Source organism: Alteriqipengyuania halimionae (genome assembly GCF_009827575.1).
Taxonomy (GTDB): domain Bacteria; phylum Pseudomonadota; class Alphaproteobacteria; order Sphingomonadales; family Sphingomonadaceae; genus Alteriqipengyuania_A; species Alteriqipengyuania_A halimionae.
On sequence record NZ_WTYR01000001.1, the window covers coordinates 1,231,370 to 1,245,630 of the forward strand.

At 62.7% G+C, this 14,261-nt stretch carries 14 protein-coding genes; 4 read left to right on the forward strand and 10 right to left on the reverse strand.

Translation table 11 applies throughout. From position 1 onward, the window contains the following. Positions 1-4: 4 nt before the first annotated feature. Both GRI68_RS06040 and GRI68_RS06045 read right to left on the reverse strand, forming a co-directional pair. A complete protein-coding gene (locus GRI68_RS06040; protein ID WP_160616415.1) occupies positions 5-1,876 on the reverse strand; it encodes a M2 family metallopeptidase in 1,872 nt (623 codons plus the stop codon). A 55-nt stretch (positions 1,877-1,931) separates the two neighbouring features. Further along, positions 1,932-2,681, reverse strand: coding sequence for an alpha/beta fold hydrolase (locus GRI68_RS06045; protein WP_160616416.1), 750 nt, complete (start codon positions 2,679-2,681; stop codon positions 1,932-1,934). A 99-nt stretch (positions 2,682-2,780) separates the two neighbouring features. Here GRI68_RS06045 and GRI68_RS06050 point away from each other — a divergent pair, with 99 nt between their 5' ends. From GRI68_RS06050 to GRI68_RS06060, 3 genes are read left to right on the forward strand one after another with little or no spacing between them, the layout of a single operon-like run. After that, positions 2,781-3,224: a MarR family winged helix-turn-helix transcriptional regulator gene (locus GRI68_RS06050; RefSeq protein ID WP_160616417.1), complete on the forward strand. Its 444-nt coding sequence runs from the start codon at positions 2,781-2,783 to the stop codon at positions 3,222-3,224. Beyond that, positions 3,217-4,371, forward strand: a complete 1,155-nt coding sequence (locus tag GRI68_RS06055) for an HlyD family secretion protein (RefSeq protein WP_160616418.1) — start codon at positions 3,217-3,219, stop codon at positions 4,369-4,371. The genes GRI68_RS06050 and GRI68_RS06055 overlap by 8 nt, the downstream gene beginning before the upstream one ends. 2 nt (positions 4,372-4,373) lie before the next feature. Then, a complete protein-coding gene (locus tag GRI68_RS06060) occupies positions 4,374-5,996 on the forward strand; it encodes a DHA2 family efflux MFS transporter permease subunit (protein WP_267902090.1) in 1,623 nt (540 codons plus the stop codon). Here GRI68_RS06060 and GRI68_RS06065 read toward each other — a convergent pair. The 7 genes from GRI68_RS06065 to GRI68_RS06095 form a co-directional block, all read right to left on the reverse strand. Continuing rightward, on the reverse strand, positions 5,993-6,646 hold the full coding sequence (locus GRI68_RS06065) for a hypothetical protein (RefSeq protein ID WP_160616419.1): 654 nt from the start codon (positions 6,644-6,646) through the stop codon (positions 5,993-5,995). The genes GRI68_RS06060 and GRI68_RS06065 overlap by 4 nt on opposite strands. Then, positions 6,628-7,653, reverse strand: a complete 1,026-nt coding sequence (locus tag GRI68_RS06070) for an aspartate-semialdehyde dehydrogenase (RefSeq protein WP_160616420.1) — start codon at positions 7,651-7,653, stop codon at positions 6,628-6,630. The genes GRI68_RS06065 and GRI68_RS06070 overlap by 19 nt, the downstream gene beginning before the upstream one ends. A 69-nt stretch (positions 7,654-7,722) precedes the next feature. Continuing rightward, entirely contained in the window at positions 7,723-8,901 is a 1,179-nt protein-coding gene (locus GRI68_RS06075; RefSeq protein ID WP_160616421.1) for an APC family permease, read from the reverse strand. Positions 8,902-8,913: 12 nt separating this feature from the next. Then, complete coding sequence (locus GRI68_RS06080; protein WP_160616422.1) at positions 8,914-11,148, reverse strand: S9 family peptidase; 2,235 nt, start codon at positions 11,146-11,148, stop codon at positions 8,914-8,916. A 193-nt stretch (positions 11,149-11,341) separates the two neighbouring features. Further along, entirely contained in the window at positions 11,342-11,719 is a 378-nt protein-coding gene (gene rplS / locus GRI68_RS06085) for a 50S ribosomal protein L19 (RefSeq protein ID WP_160616423.1), read from the reverse strand. Positions 11,720-11,722: 3 nt separating this feature from the next. Then, positions 11,723-12,463: a tRNA (guanosine(37)-N1)-methyltransferase TrmD gene (gene trmD, locus GRI68_RS06090; RefSeq protein WP_160616424.1), complete on the reverse strand. Its 741-nt coding sequence runs from the start codon at positions 12,461-12,463 to the stop codon at positions 11,723-11,725. Continuing rightward, positions 12,460-12,789 carry a hypothetical protein gene (locus GRI68_RS06095; protein ID WP_160616425.1) on the reverse strand — a complete coding sequence of 110 codons (330 nt, stop codon included), beginning with the start codon at positions 12,787-12,789 and terminating at the stop codon, positions 12,460-12,462. Before GRI68_RS06095 ends, trmD begins: the two co-directional genes overlap by 4 nt. A 76-nt stretch (positions 12,790-12,865) precedes the next feature. Between GRI68_RS06095 and GRI68_RS06100 the strand changes: the two genes are divergently transcribed. Then, on the forward strand, positions 12,866-13,774 hold the full coding sequence (locus GRI68_RS06100; protein ID WP_160617865.1) for an NAD(P)/FAD-dependent oxidoreductase: 909 nt from the start codon (positions 12,866-12,868) through the stop codon (positions 13,772-13,774). Here the strand turns inward: GRI68_RS06100 and rimM are convergent. Continuing rightward, positions 13,771-14,259 (reverse strand): ribosome maturation factor RimM, encoded by a 489-nt coding sequence (gene rimM / locus GRI68_RS06105; protein ID WP_160616426.1) that lies wholly within the window; start codon positions 14,257-14,259, stop codon positions 13,771-13,773. The genes GRI68_RS06100 and rimM overlap by 4 nt on opposite strands. Positions 14,260-14,261: the final 2 nt, after the last annotated feature.

Sequence of the window (14,261 nt, forward strand, 5' to 3'; positions counted from 1 at the left end):
CTCCTTACCATCCGCTCGGCTCCCCCTTGTTCTGCTCGTCGAGCCAAGCCTTGAGCGGCGCGAAATATTCCATCATCGCCTTGCCGCTCATCTCGCGGCTGCCGGTGAAGACTTCGAGTGCATCGGGCCACGGCTTGCTCGCGCCCATTTTCAGCATCGCGTTCAATTTTTCGCCGACTTCCTCGTTGCCGTAGAACGAGCACCGATGGAGCGGACCTTCCCAGCCGGCCTGATCGCATGCCGCCTTGTAGAACTGGAACTGCAGGATGCGGGCGAGGAAATAGCGGTTATAGGGTGTGTTGCCGGGGATGTGGTATTTTGCGCCCGGATCGAAGGAATCGGCAGGACGCTCGACCGGCGGAGTGATGCCCTGGTATTCGCGCTTCAGATCGTGCCAGGCGGTGTTGTATTCGGCAGGCGTGATCGATCCGTCGAACACGCCCCAGCGCCACTTGTCGACCAGCAGTCCGAACGGCAGAAACGCGACCTTGTCCATCGCCTGACGCAGCAGCAGGCCGATATCCTTGTCCGCACTCGGCACGTCGGCGCGATCGAGCAGGCCGATCTGGACCAGGTATTCGGGCGTGATCGACAGCGCGATGAAATCGCCGATGGCCTCATGGAAGCCGTCGTTCGCGCCGTTCAGATACAGATAGGGCTGATCCTTGTAGGCCCGCTGATAGTAGTTGTGACCGAGTTCGTGGTGGATGGTGACAAAGTCGTCTGCATTCACCTTGATGCACATCTTGATGCGAATATCGTCCTTGTTGTCGATATCCCACGCCGATGCATGGCAAACCACTTCGCGATCTTCAGGTTTGGTGAACTGGCTGCGCTCCCAGAAAGTCTCGGGCAGCGGCTTGAAGCCGAGTGACGAGTAGAACCCCTCCCCGATCTTTACCATGTCGATCGGGCCCTCGCCCTTCTCTTTCAGCAAATCGCCGATATCGTAGCCGAGATCGCCCGACCCGGCGGGCGCAACCAGCGGGTAGATATTGCCCCATTCCTGGGCCCACATATTCCCCAGCAGGTCGGCGCGGATCGGCCCGGTCTTGGGCTGGATGGAGTCGCCGTACTTCTCGTTGAGCTTGCTGCGGACGTAGGTGTGGAGCGCTTGATAAAGAGGCGCGACTTCCTGCCACATCCGCTCGAGCTCGCCGGAGAATTCTTCCGGCGGCATGTCATAGCCCGAACGCCACATCGTGCCGACATTGTCGAAGCCAAGCTCCTTCGCGCCGTCATTGGCGATTTCGACCATACGGGCATAGTCGCCCTTCATCGGTGCACCCACATTGGTGTGCCAGCTGGCCCACATCTCGGCATATTCCGCCGGCGTTCGGTCGAGATTGCCCATCTCGGCCTCGATATCCGAGCCGCTGATTTCCTCGCCGTTGAGGGTGCCCTTGCCCTTCCCGTACTGGCTGTTGAGAGAGGTCGCGATCCGGTTGAGTTCGGTGGCCGCGCCATCGGCGGTCGGGGCCGGCAGCACGATCCCGTTGCGCAGGATATCGAGCTTGCGCGCGACTTCGGGATCCAGCCCTTCCACTTCGGCATACTTCGCCGCTTCGAGCGCGTAGCGGACCGACTTTTCCGTCCCTTCGGCGCCGACCCGAGCGGCCAGCGCATCGGTATCATGCGTGATATAGGTCGCATTGACCCACGCGATCTGGCTGGCGCGCAGCGAATAATCGAACAGGTCCCGCTCGACCATCGCTACCCACGCTGCCGCGCCTTCGGGCGTGAGGGGATGAGCATTGTCCTGATCTTCTGCCTGGGTCGTCGGTGAGGCGGTGGGCGCCGGCTCGGCGGACACTGTGGTGCAGGCTGCGAGCCCGAGCGCGAGCGGAGCGATGGCGGCGGCAGTACGGAATTTCATGCGGAATCCTCTCCAGAAGTCGTGGTGGGAGGAATGAACCTCGCGCGAAGCCAAATCAAGCGGTCAGATAGCGCACGATCGCTTCGCCAAGCTCGGGCTTGACCACGCTCGACATGTGCGTGCCGGGCACTTCGATGTGGACGGCATCGGGGATCGCCTCGGCCAAATTCTCCGCCGAGCCATTATCGCGATCGTCGTCGCCACACACGACTGCCGTCGGCATGGCAATCGCACCGAGGGCATCGGGCGCCGTGTCGCCGACGCTTTGCAGCAGATGCCGCGCCGCGATGCGATCGGTCTTCATCGTTTTCATGAAATTCTTGGCGAAGTAGGCTGGATCACCGCGTTCCATATCATCATAGCGGTCGATCGCATCGATGAAAAAGGCGGCGCGCCCTTCCCACCCGGCAAGACCTTCGAGCCCCATTCCAGCAAGCACGAGCTTGCGCGGGCGCAAGCCCGACAGCACACCGCGCGCCGCCGTGCGCGCGCCAAGCGAGAAACCGACCAGATCATAGTGTTCGAGCCCCAGCTTTTCGACCACGGCCGCCGCGTCGCTCACCAGCACGTCATGCGGATAGGCAGACGCATCGTGCGGCTTTGCACTTTCACCATGCGCGCGCAGGTCCGGCATGATGCACTCGAACCCGGACGCAACGAGCTTCGCCGCGTGGCCATACTTGATCCAGTTCATCTGCGCGCTGGAAAACAGGCCGTGGAGCAGTACGACCGGTTGGCCCTCGCCCATGCGGTGAATGGCGAGTTCCTCCCCGTCGAACGATGAAATCGTGGTTGCCGACGTCATGCGACATTCCTTTCTATTTCGTGCGGAGCGTCCCCTATATCCCGAGAAACGGGATGGCTATTGCCCGATATAGTAAGCAGCCTTATATTATCATCCGCAATGAACCACATCGGCTATCTTCTCGCGGACAATTCCCGGCTCGCCCGATGGTCCTTCGATCGGAAAGTCAGCGCCGTCGGTGTGACGGGACCGCAGGCGCGGCTCGTCCTGTTGATCAATCGCGAGCCTGGCGAAACGCAGACCTATTATGCCGAACGGCTCGAGGTCGAACCGATCACGCTTTGCCGGATGGTCGATCGCCTCGAAGAGGCCGGCCTGGTGGCGCGACGCGTGTGCGACAACGATCGCCGTGCGCGCCGGATCGAGCTGACCCCGGCCGGGCGTGGCACGCTCACCGAGCTGCGAACCCGGGTCGATGCGGTGCTCGAAAACATGCTCGACGGCCTCTCGCCGGATGAACGTGACGACCTTACCCGACTGCTCGAACGCGTTTCCGAGAACCTGTCGGCCGAACGAGAAAGCGCAAGAGCGAACGATGAGTGACCAGCAGACACAAACCTGTCCCGAAGGCGAACCGCTCGATCCGACGCCTGCAGACTCAGCGAACGAAACGCCCGTGACAAGCGACGCGACTGACGAAAGCGCGACCTCCGCACCTTCCGAGCCGATCGAAATCGAGCCGTCCGAGCCGCTGCGCAACTGGCGCAAGCTGGCGCTGATGGTGCTGCTCCCGCTGCTCATCGTCGCTGGTGGCGGCTATTACTGGCTCAGCCTGCAAGGCAAGGTTTCGACTGACAACGCCTATGTCAAACAGGACATGGTCACGGTGAGCTCCGAAGTGAGCGGCAAGATTATCGAGGCTCTGGTCGCCGAAGACGACGAGGTCGCAGAGGGCGAGCTGTTGTTCCGGATCGATCCCGAGCCCTACAAGCTCCAGCTGCAGCAGGCGATGGCGCAGATTGCGGGGGCGCAGGTCCAGGTCGAGACTTTGCAGAATTCCACCGACCTGACCGGCGTCGACATCAGCGCCGCGCGAGAAGACATTGCCTTTGCGCAAAGCAAGTTCGAGCGCCAGCAAGCGCTGTACGATCGCGGCTTTACCACCAAGGCCGATTACGACGCGGCCAAACATGCGGTCGAACAGGCGCGCGAGCAACTGCGACAGGCACAAGCCCGTCAGACCGAGGCAAAGGCACGGCTCGCTACCGGTCCGGCGATACCCGGGGTCAATCCGCAGGTTGCCGCCGCCGAAGCGCAGGCCGCCACCGCCCGGCTCAACCTCAACCGCACGGAAATCCGCGCCCCGAGTGCGGGTCGTGTGGCGCAAGCCGATCGTCTGCTGGTCGGCCAGCAGGCTATGCCGAATGTGCCTGTGCTCACGATTGTCGAAGACGGCGATTCCTACGTCCAGGCAAATTTCAAGGAAACCGACCTCGCCGAGATGCGCCCCGGCCAACGCGCCGAAATCCGCTTCGATGCCTATCCCGACATCGTGCTGAAGGGCCACGTCCAATCGATCGGCGCGGGCACTGGCTCGCAGTTCTCGGTCCTCCCCGCGCAAAATGCGACCGGCAATTGGGTCAAGGTCACCCAGCGCATCCCCGTGCGAATCGCGATCGATGAAAAGAGCCCGCGTGCGCTGATCGCCGGCATGTCGAGCGAGATCACCGTCTTCACCAAGGAGGATTAGGCTTGGCCTCGTCCTCGCCTTCACTGCGAGACGCTCGGCCCTCCGCCGCTGCAGCGGAGCCCGCAGCGCAGCCGCCAAGCGACCACGCGCAAGCGGACGTCGCGGCGCTTCCGGTCGCCAACCAGCCGCTGCTGATCGTCGGCGTCATGCTCGCTTCGCTGCTCCAGGTGCTCGACACGACGATCGCCAATGTCGCGATCCCGCATATGCAGGCCGCGCTTGGTGCGACGGTCGATACCGTCACCTGGGTGCTGACGAGCTACATCATCGCCTCGGCAGTCGCGATGCCCATCACCGGCTGGCTGGCCGACAGGATCGGCGCGCGCAAGCTGTTCATCGGCGCGGTGGCAGGCTTCATCATCGCCTCGGCACTGTGCGGAATTGCCACCAGCCTGGCCGAAATGGTTGTATTCCGCGCGATCCAGGGCGTGGCGGGCGCCTTCATCGCTCCGCTCAGCCAGTCCTTCCTCCTCGACAGTTCCAAACCCAGCAAGCACCCACAGATGATGGCGATCTGGGGCATGGGCATCATGATCGGCCCGATCCTCGGCCCCGTATTGGGCGGCTATCTGACCGAGTACTGGAACTGGCGTTGGGTGTTCTACGTCAACGTGCCGATCGGCCTTATCGCGCTGGCGATCCTGATCGGTATCCTGCCATCGCGAGGGCAACGCGAGCGTCGGTTCGACCTGTTCGGGTTCGCCGCGATCGCGGTCGGGCTCAGCGCGCTGCAATTGCTGCTCGATCGTGGCCAGCAGGTCGGCTGGTACGACGCAGGCGAGATCTGGATCTACACCGGCCTCGTGATCAGCGCGGCATGGGTGGTGGCGATCCATTTCTCCACCGCGCGCCACCCGCTGATCGAGCGCGCGCTGTTCGCCGATCGCAATTTCGTCATCGCACTGGCCTTCATGGTCGCGATCGGGATGGTCCTGTTCGCCAACATGGCGCTGCTACCGCCGATGCTCCAACACCTGTTCGGTTACAGCGTGATCGATACGGGCCTGGTGCTGATGCCGCGCGGGATCGGGGTCCTGATCTCGATGCAGCTCGCCGGGATCCTCACCCGCAAGGGGCTCGACGCGCGTATCCTCGTCACCGTCGGCTTCCTGATTACCGCCTTCTCGCTCTGGGAGATGTCGCATTGGTCGCTCGCGGTCGATCGCTGGCACATCGTATTGTCGGGATCGGTTCAGGGGATCGGCATCGGGCTGGTTTTCATCCCTTTGCAGACGGTCGCATTCGCGACCCTCGCCCCATACCTCCGCACCGACGGATCGAGCATGCTCAACCTGTTCCGCTCGGTCGGCTCGTCGATCGGCATTTCGATCGCCACCGTCATGCTCGCGCGCAACATGCAGATCAGCCATGCCGACCTGGCCGCGCATATCACCACCGCTTCGACCGGCTCCATCGATATCTCGACGCTCGACCAGTATCAGTCGCTCGGCGATGTCCCGCTCGCGCTGGTCGATATGGAGATCCAGCGGCAGGCGGGCATGATCGCCTATATCGACGATTTCTATATGATGATGTGGATGAGCCTGGCCGCAGTTCCGCTGGTTCTGCTGATGCGCGGACCGAAAAAACCCGGCCCGTCAGCATCCCGGCCAAATCAAGCCTAACGGAAGAAGCACTGCGTCCCGGCAAAGAGCATGTTCACCGTGTCGCCCTCGCCGTCGAGGAAACCGCCGATGCCGCCGGTCGTGAATTCCTGACCCAGCGTGCTGTCGTCCACCATTGTCAGCGCGCGCGTATCCTCGATCTCGGCGCGGGTCTTTCCGATGGCGATCCCGTCCATCGTCGATAGCGAGGATGGCGCCTCGACGGTCCAGCCAACGAATTTGCCGTCCTGGAAATTGAGCGTCAGTCCATCGACCTTCGAAAACTCCATCGGCCCAGCGCCGCATTCGGCATTGCGCGAACGCGTGCCGCCTTTGCCCAGCGCACGACCGACGACGTTCTCGATCAGCTTGCGCTCCATCCCGAACGCCATGACCCTGGTTGCGCCGGTCTGCAAAACCATGCGCAGCCCGTTGCCGTCGAGCGTGGGTATCGGCCCCTTTTCGGAAGCATCGGCTCCGTCGCTTTCGGGGGCGTCCCAGGTTTCGGTGTCAGGCGCAGGCTCGCTGGTTTCCTCCGGCGAGGCTCTTTCGGCCGCCGGCGCGGTCTCGACGACGTCGGGAGCCTCCGCTTCTTGCGAAGAGCACCCGACGAGCGCCAGACCGGACAAGAGGATCGCAAGCCGCATCTTCATCATCCCTTTTTCAGGCATTCACGGCCGAGCAGCTCGGCAATCTGCACCGCATTGAGCGCCGCGCCCTTGCGCAGATTATCCGATACGCACCACAGCGTCAGACCGTTGTCGACCGTGGGATCTTCGCGCACGCGGCTGATGAAGGTGGCGCTGTCGCCGACACACTCGACCGGGGTGACGTATCCACCGTCCTCACGCTTGTCGATCAGCATGATCCCCGGTGCCTCGCGCAGGATATCCTGAGCGTGTTCGGCCGAAATCTCATTCTCGAACTCGATCGAGATCGCTTCGGAATGTCCGACGAAGACCGGGACCCGAACGCAGGTGGCGGACAGCTTGATCTTGGGGTCGAGGATCTTCTTGGTCTCGACCACCATCTTCCATTCTTCCTTGGTCGACCCATCGTCGAGGAAGACGTCGATCTGCGGGATCACGTTGAAGGCGATCTGCTTCTGGAACTTGGCCGGTTCGGGAGAATCGCCGACGAAGATCGCGCGGCTCTGCTCGAACAGTTCGTCCATCCCGGCCTTACCCGCGCCGGAGACCGACTGGTACGTGGAAACGACAACCCGCTTGATCGTAGCCACATCATGGAGCGGCTTGAGCGCGACCACCATCTGCGCGGTCGAGCAGTTCGGATTGGCGATGATGTTCTTCTTCGAATAGCCTGAAATCGCGTCCGGATTCACTTCCGGCACGATGAGTGGCACATCCGGGTCCATCCGGTAATGCGACGAATTGTCGATCACCACGCAACCCGCCTTGGCGGCCTTGGGGGCGTAGGTCTTCGACACTTCGCCGCCGGCTGCAAACAGCGCAATGTCCCAGCCGGTAAAATCGAAGTGTTCGATATTCTTGCATTTGAGCATTTTGCCCGTGTCGCCGAATTCGACCTCGGTGCCCTGCGAGCGCGAGGAAGCGATCGCGGCAATCTCGTCGCACGGAAACTCGCGCTCGGCGAGAACCTGCATCACTTCGCGTCCGACATTTCCCGTCGCGCCGACTACGGCAACTTTATAGCCCAATGTATTCTCCTGCATTCACGTTGCCTGCCGATGTAGCGGCTTGCCGGGCACTTGCAATGACACGTGCGGCTAGATCAGACCGGCGAAGTGGGCGAGCAGGACGGCGAGCGCCGCAAAGGCACCGATCGTGCCGGGCATGGTGATGAAGCGCTTACCGACATTTTCCTTCCACGCGAGCGCGTTGACCGTGCCGAATACCAGCAGGAACACGACACTCGCGCCCGAGACCAGACCGTCGAGCCCGCCGGCCAGCGCGAGCGTCAGCGCAAGCACTGCGATCGTGAGCACGGCGAAATAGGGTGAACCTTCGCCATTGATCTTGCCCATCGCCTTGGGCAGCGCATCGTCATTCGCCACTTCTCTGGCGAGGCGCGCGGAGGAGAACAGCGTGGCATTGATCGCCGACGCGGTCGAAAGCGCCGCCGCCACGGTCACGAACAGCAGCCCCGCCGTGCCCGCCGCCTGCTTGCCCGCCAAGGAGAGCGCGACTTCGCCGTTCTCGATCACTGCCTTCGTCCCCGTCAGCATCGGCACGGCAAGGCACACGAGGACGTAGATCACTGCAGCGCTCCCGATCGCGAACGGCATGACCCGGCGCATGGTGGCCTTGCGATCTTCCATGTCGTCATAGTCGTAAGCCAGCAATTCGAAGCCCTCATAGGCCATGAACACGCTCGCCGCGCCGACGACGATGCCGATCAGGCCCGGCTGCTGCGGAATCTCGAGTTTGCCCGCATCGAACTGCGAAAGGCCATAGGCAGCGAGCAGCGCGAGGATTACGAGTTTCGCACACACGATCGCGATCTCGACGCCCGCGGCCTGCCCTGCCCCGCGCAGGTTGATCGCCGTCATCGAGACGATCGCCAACGCCGCCATCGCGGGCGAGACCCAGGCCGCCCCGTTCAGCGCGTGGGCGATATAGGCGCCGAAAGTATAGGCATAAACCGCGCAGGTCAGGACATAGCCCGCCAAAAGCACCCAAGCGGAAAAGCGCGCCACCGTCGTCTGCTTGCGGTCTCTCAGGAAGGTATAGATCCCGCCCGCCTCGTCCGCCTGCACGGTCAGCGCCGCGAGCGAGTGACCGGTGGCATAGGCTACCAGTCCGCCGAGCACGAAGCTGAGCGCCGCCCAGTGCCCCGCACTCGATATCACCACGCCGAGCGTCGAGAATATTCCCCCGCCGACCATCCCGCCAACGCCGATTGCCCAGACAGCCAGCAGGCTGAGATTGCCTTTCTTTTCGCTCATCGTGCGCCCCTACTATTCCGGAGCCGTCACCCCGTTCTGCTCGAGGAAACGGAAATAGGTGTTCCACAAATGCGGCGAGATGTTCTCGCCCGCCACACGGTGGGTGTAGCCGGGGTAGAGCATCATATCGAACTGGACATTGGCCTCCTGCAGCGCCGCGATCAGTTCGGTCGCGTTTTCGAACACCACATTGTCATCGGCCATGCCGTGGACCAGCAGCAGCGGATCGACGATCTTGTCGGCCTCCAGGATCGCATTGCCGGTCGCGTAGGCTTCCGCATCGTCCTGCGGGGTGCCGAGGAAGCGCTCGGTGTAATGGGTGTCGTAGAGCTCCCACTTGGTCACCGGGGCGCCCGCAATTCCGGCGGCATAGAGGCCCGGATAGCGTTCGAGCATCAGGATCGACATGTAGCCGCCATAGGACCAGCCATAGGTCGCGATCTTGTCGGGATCGACGAAATCGAGCGTCTTGAGCCATTTCGCCCCGGTAGCCTGGTCCTCGACCTCGATCGTGCCCATCGCGCGGTAGATCTGCTTTAGGAAATCCACTCCGCGACCGGGCGTGCCGCGATTGTCGAGCGCGAACCAGATATACCCCTTGTCGACCACCGCCTGCCGCAATGCGCCGCCCCAGCCCTTGTCCACCACCTGCGAGGTCGGCCCGCCATAGTGGTAGAAGAACACCGGATAGCGTTTGCCCGGTTCGAGTTCGGGCGTGACCATCTCGTAATAGAGATCGCTGCCGTCACTGGCCTCGATCGAACCGTATTGGGCCGGACGATGGCTGGCGAGATACGGCGCATACGGGTGATCCGCATCGACGCGGTTTTCCTCGATCCAGGCCAGGCGATTGCCATCGCCATCGGCGATGTAGCTCTGGGTCGGCTGCGTATCGTTGGAACGCGAGATCAGCAGCGTCTGCCCCTTCGCATCCATGCTCGCTCCGTTGGTATAGCCGAGTTCGGTCACACGGCGGATCGAGGACGGATCGTCGATGCTCATCGTGTAGACATGCGTTTCGAGCGGATCGTCCTTGGTGCCGGTGAACCAGATGCGCCGTGCGTCCTCGTCCACGCCGACAAGGTCCTTCACTTCCCACTCGCCCTTCGTGAGCTGAACCGGGCCCTCACGGGTACGCAGATAGAGGTGCGCCCAGCCATCGCTTTCCGACCACCACAGCATGGTGCCATCCTTGAGGAAGCGGTAATTGTCGGAGAGGTTGACCCAGTAACCGTCCTGCGCCTTTTCGGTCAGGATCACTTCGCTCTCACCGCTGACGGGATCGACCGAGAGCAGTTCGAGCACATTCTGAAGCCGGTTCTGGCGCTGGACGAACAGCGAGCCACCATCGGGCGACCAGTCGACGCGCGGGATATAGATATCCTTCTCGTCACCCAGATCGACTTCGACGCGGTTTGCCCCATCCGGATCCTGGATGAACAGCCGCACATCGGCATTGTCGCTGCCAGCCACCGGATAGCGCTGTTCGAAGGTCTTGGTGCCGGTCGCACCGATCGCGGCGCGGGTGACGATCCCGACCGGCGCTTCATCGGTGCGCTGGACGGCGATGCGGCGCTCGTTCGGGCTCCACCAGAAACCGGTCAGGCGGCCCATTTCCTCCTGCGCGACGAACTCGGCTTCGCCCCAGCGGATCGTGTCGCCTTCCTTGGGCGTGACTGGCTTCGCCTTCTCGCCCACGCGCCCGACCCACAACTGCCGATCGCGTACGAAGGAAACATAGGTGCCCTTCTTGCTAAGCGTCGGGTTGAGTTCGCTTTCCTCGGTATCGGTGAGACGTGCCACCGTGCCATCGAGCCGTGCTAGGTAGAGGTCCCCGTCGAGCGGCACGAGCAGCCCCTCGCCATCGGGCGCCCACTGATAGGTGATGATGCCCTTGAGATTGCCGACCCGCGCGCGCTCGCGCTGCATCTTTTCGTCTTCGGACAATTCGCGACCCGAGCCAACCGTCTCGCTGTCGACCAGCATGGTCCAGTCGGCGGCCTCGCGGTCGAACGCCCACAGATCGTAACGATCGCGATCGTCCTCTCGATTGCGCAGCAAGGTAAGATAGCGTCCATCGGGAGAGAGCTTCACCCCGCGCGGAGCAGCGCCATCGAGGGAGGGAGAGGCGAAGACGCGTTCGAAGGTCAGTTCCGGCGCTTCGGCGGTATCAGTCATTGCGACCTCCTGCGCTGATGCGGGAATGGCGGATGCGCTCAGCATCAGGGCGGCAAGCAGATATCGCATGGTGTTTCATTCTCTCCCAAACATCCAAATCTCGTCATCGCGAGCGTAGCGATCCAGCTCGGCACAATGCCAGTTCCGGATTGCCGCGCGGCACTGCCGCTCGCAATGACGAATGTGGGGGCGAAATGCAAAAGGGGCGCTCCCTTGCCGGAAGCGCCCCTCGATTTTTGCCAGGCGGATAAGCCTTGGAAGCTTACTTCGCGTCCTTGGCCGGGCGCGTGTCGCGACGTTCGGCGATACGCGCGCTCTTGCCGGTGCGGCCGCGCAGGTAATACAGCTTCGCTCGACGCACGGCACCGCGGCGAACCACGGTGAGGCTGTCGACGTTCGGCGAGTAGAGCGGGAAAACGCGCTCGACGCCTTCGCCGAAGCTCATCTTGCGGACGGTGAAGTTCGAGCCCATGCCACGGTTCGAACGCGCGATGCACACGCCTTCGAAGTTCTGGATACGCTCGCGCTCGCCTTCCTTGACGCGCACGCCGACGCGGACGGTGTCGCCCGGACGGAATTCGGGGATATCCTTGCCGAGATGGTCGATCGCCTCGGCTTCGAGTGTCTGGATCAGGTTCATGGCCTAATCTTCCTTCGTTTCATGCCGCGCGCCAGAGGCAGACTGGTCCCGAGCGCCCGTATGACGCTCCCAAAGGTCCGGCCTGCGTAACCGTGTATCGTGTTCGCTCCTTGCCTTGCGCCAAGCAGCGATCTTCGCATGATCCCCCGATCGCAGCACTTCAGGGATCGTGCGCCCTTCCCATTCCTGAGGTCGGGTAAACTGCGGATATTCGAGGAGGCCGTTCTCGAACGATTCCTCGATACCGCTCGTCGGCGCGCCCATTACGCCGGGCAGCAGCCGAATGCAAGCGTCGAGTATCGCAATCGCCGCCGGTTCGCCGCCGGAAAGCACGATATCGCCGAGCGAGACTTCCTCGACCTCGCGCCCGTCGAATATGCGCTCGTCGAACCCTTCGAAACGTCCGCACAGCAAGGTGACACCCGGCCCAGCGGCGAGTTCGCGGATCCGCGCCTGTGATACCGGCTTACCGCGCGGGGTCATGGCGAGGACGGGGGCGTCGGGCGACAGGCTGCGCGCATGGTCGATCGCGGCGCCCAGCACATCGGCCTTCAGGACCATGCCCGCACCGCCGCCGGCCGGCGTATCGTCGACCGTGCGGTGCTTGTCGGTTGCGAAATCGCGCAATTGCACCGTATCGAGCGACCAGTCCCCGCGCTCCATCGCCCGCCCAGCCAAAGACGCGCCGAGCGGCCCGGGGAACATCTCCGGATAAAGGGTGATGACGGTGGTCGAGAAGGTCATGGGCGGATGCCAAATTCTTTCATTTCGAGAATGCGCGACGAGATACGCAGAGCACATCGATAGCCGAGCAGAACCGTGGCACTCAGCAAAATCGCAGCCACAAGAGACGGCACCGGATTATTGTCGAAAAACCTTCCGAAACCTCCCATTGCCATGAAGCCGATGAAAACGGTCAGGGGGTAGAGCAAAGCTGCGACGATGGCCGCAATCTTCGCGCTTCGGGGGCGCCCGAAAACACACCATAGAGATACGATACCAATAGGGATGAGCAATATCTGGGCGAAACTGATGATCACACTAACGATCAATGCGACAAAATGTGTCATGGTTGGTTCCAGCAAATCATAAGCTCTGGTGCCTAACCAAACGGGAGCAGAGTGGGAACCCATGCGTTATCCCGCCATGGACGACTGCATCATCGTAGGCGCAGGCCCCGCCGGACTGACGGCGGCGATCTATCTCGCGCGCTATCATCTCGACATTCGCCTGTTCGATGACGGCCAGAGCCGCGCGGCCTGGATCCCCGAGAGCCACAACCATGCTGGCTTCCCAGAGGGCATCAATGGGAAGGTACTGCTCAGACGGATGCTCGAACAGGCCGAGAAATACGGCGCGCAGCGCGAGGAAAAGCGCGTGATCCATCTCGAACGCAATGCCGACGGCTTCATCGTCGGAACCGACGACGCGACTTATCGCGCGCGCTCGGTCCTGCTGGCGACCGGGGTCGTCAACCGGCGGCCCGAGGCGATGGACGACGATTTGCACGACGAGGCACTGGCGCGCGGGTTGCTGCGTTATTGCCCGGTCTGCGACGGCTACGAAGTCACCGACAAGAAGGTGGCGGTGATCGGCACCGGGACGCATGGCTGCGCCGAAGCCGAGTTCATCCGCACCTATTCGCGCGACATCACCCTTGTCTCGCCCCTGCCGAAGCACGATTTTTCGGATAGCTGCGACCGCAAGGTGCGCGCGGCGGAAATCGCTGCGGTCGACGGACCGATCGGCAATTTTGCGATCGAAGGCGAATGCCTCGCTTTCGACACCGCCGAGGGCCGGATGAAATTCGACAGCGTCTATCCCGCGCTCGGCTCCGACATCCGCTCCGAACTCGCCGTTCAGGCCGGCGCGGAATGCAGCAAGGACGGGTGCATCGAAACCGGCGACCACCTCGAAACCAGCATCCCCGGCCTGTTCGCCGCGGGAGACGTGGTGATCGGGCTCGACCAGATTTCCCACGCGATGGGCCAAGCAGGTGTCGCCGCCACGACCATCCGCAATCACTTGGCCGAGCAGCAGCCGCTGCGACGTTAGCCTTCGACGAAGGCCGCGTTCACCACCAGGTGTTCTTCATCCCATTCGGGCACCGCCTCGTCGGTCAGCGGGACAAGGAAGGTCTTGCCTTCTTCCCGCTCGATTTCGACCAGGTCGCTTGCGCCGTAATTGAGGACATCGGCGACCGTGCCGATCGCGGCGCCGCCATCGGTCACCACCGGCAAGCCGATGAGGTCGGCATGGTAGAATTCGCCCTCGTCGAGCGCGGGCAGGCTCGATCGCGGGATGGTCAGCGTGGTGCCGCGCAAGGCCTCGGCCTCGTTGCGGTTCGACACGCCTTCGAAACGCGCAATCGCGCCGCCCTTATTGTCCGAGCGGATCTTCGAAAGGTTGAGCGCGCCGCCATTGAAAGAGGGGTGGTCGCGCAATTGCTCCCACCCCTCCCCGAAAAGTTTGAGCCGGACTTCGCCCGCCACGCCATGCGCGCCCTTGATGGCTGCGAGGGTAACGGGCTTGTCCGACACGC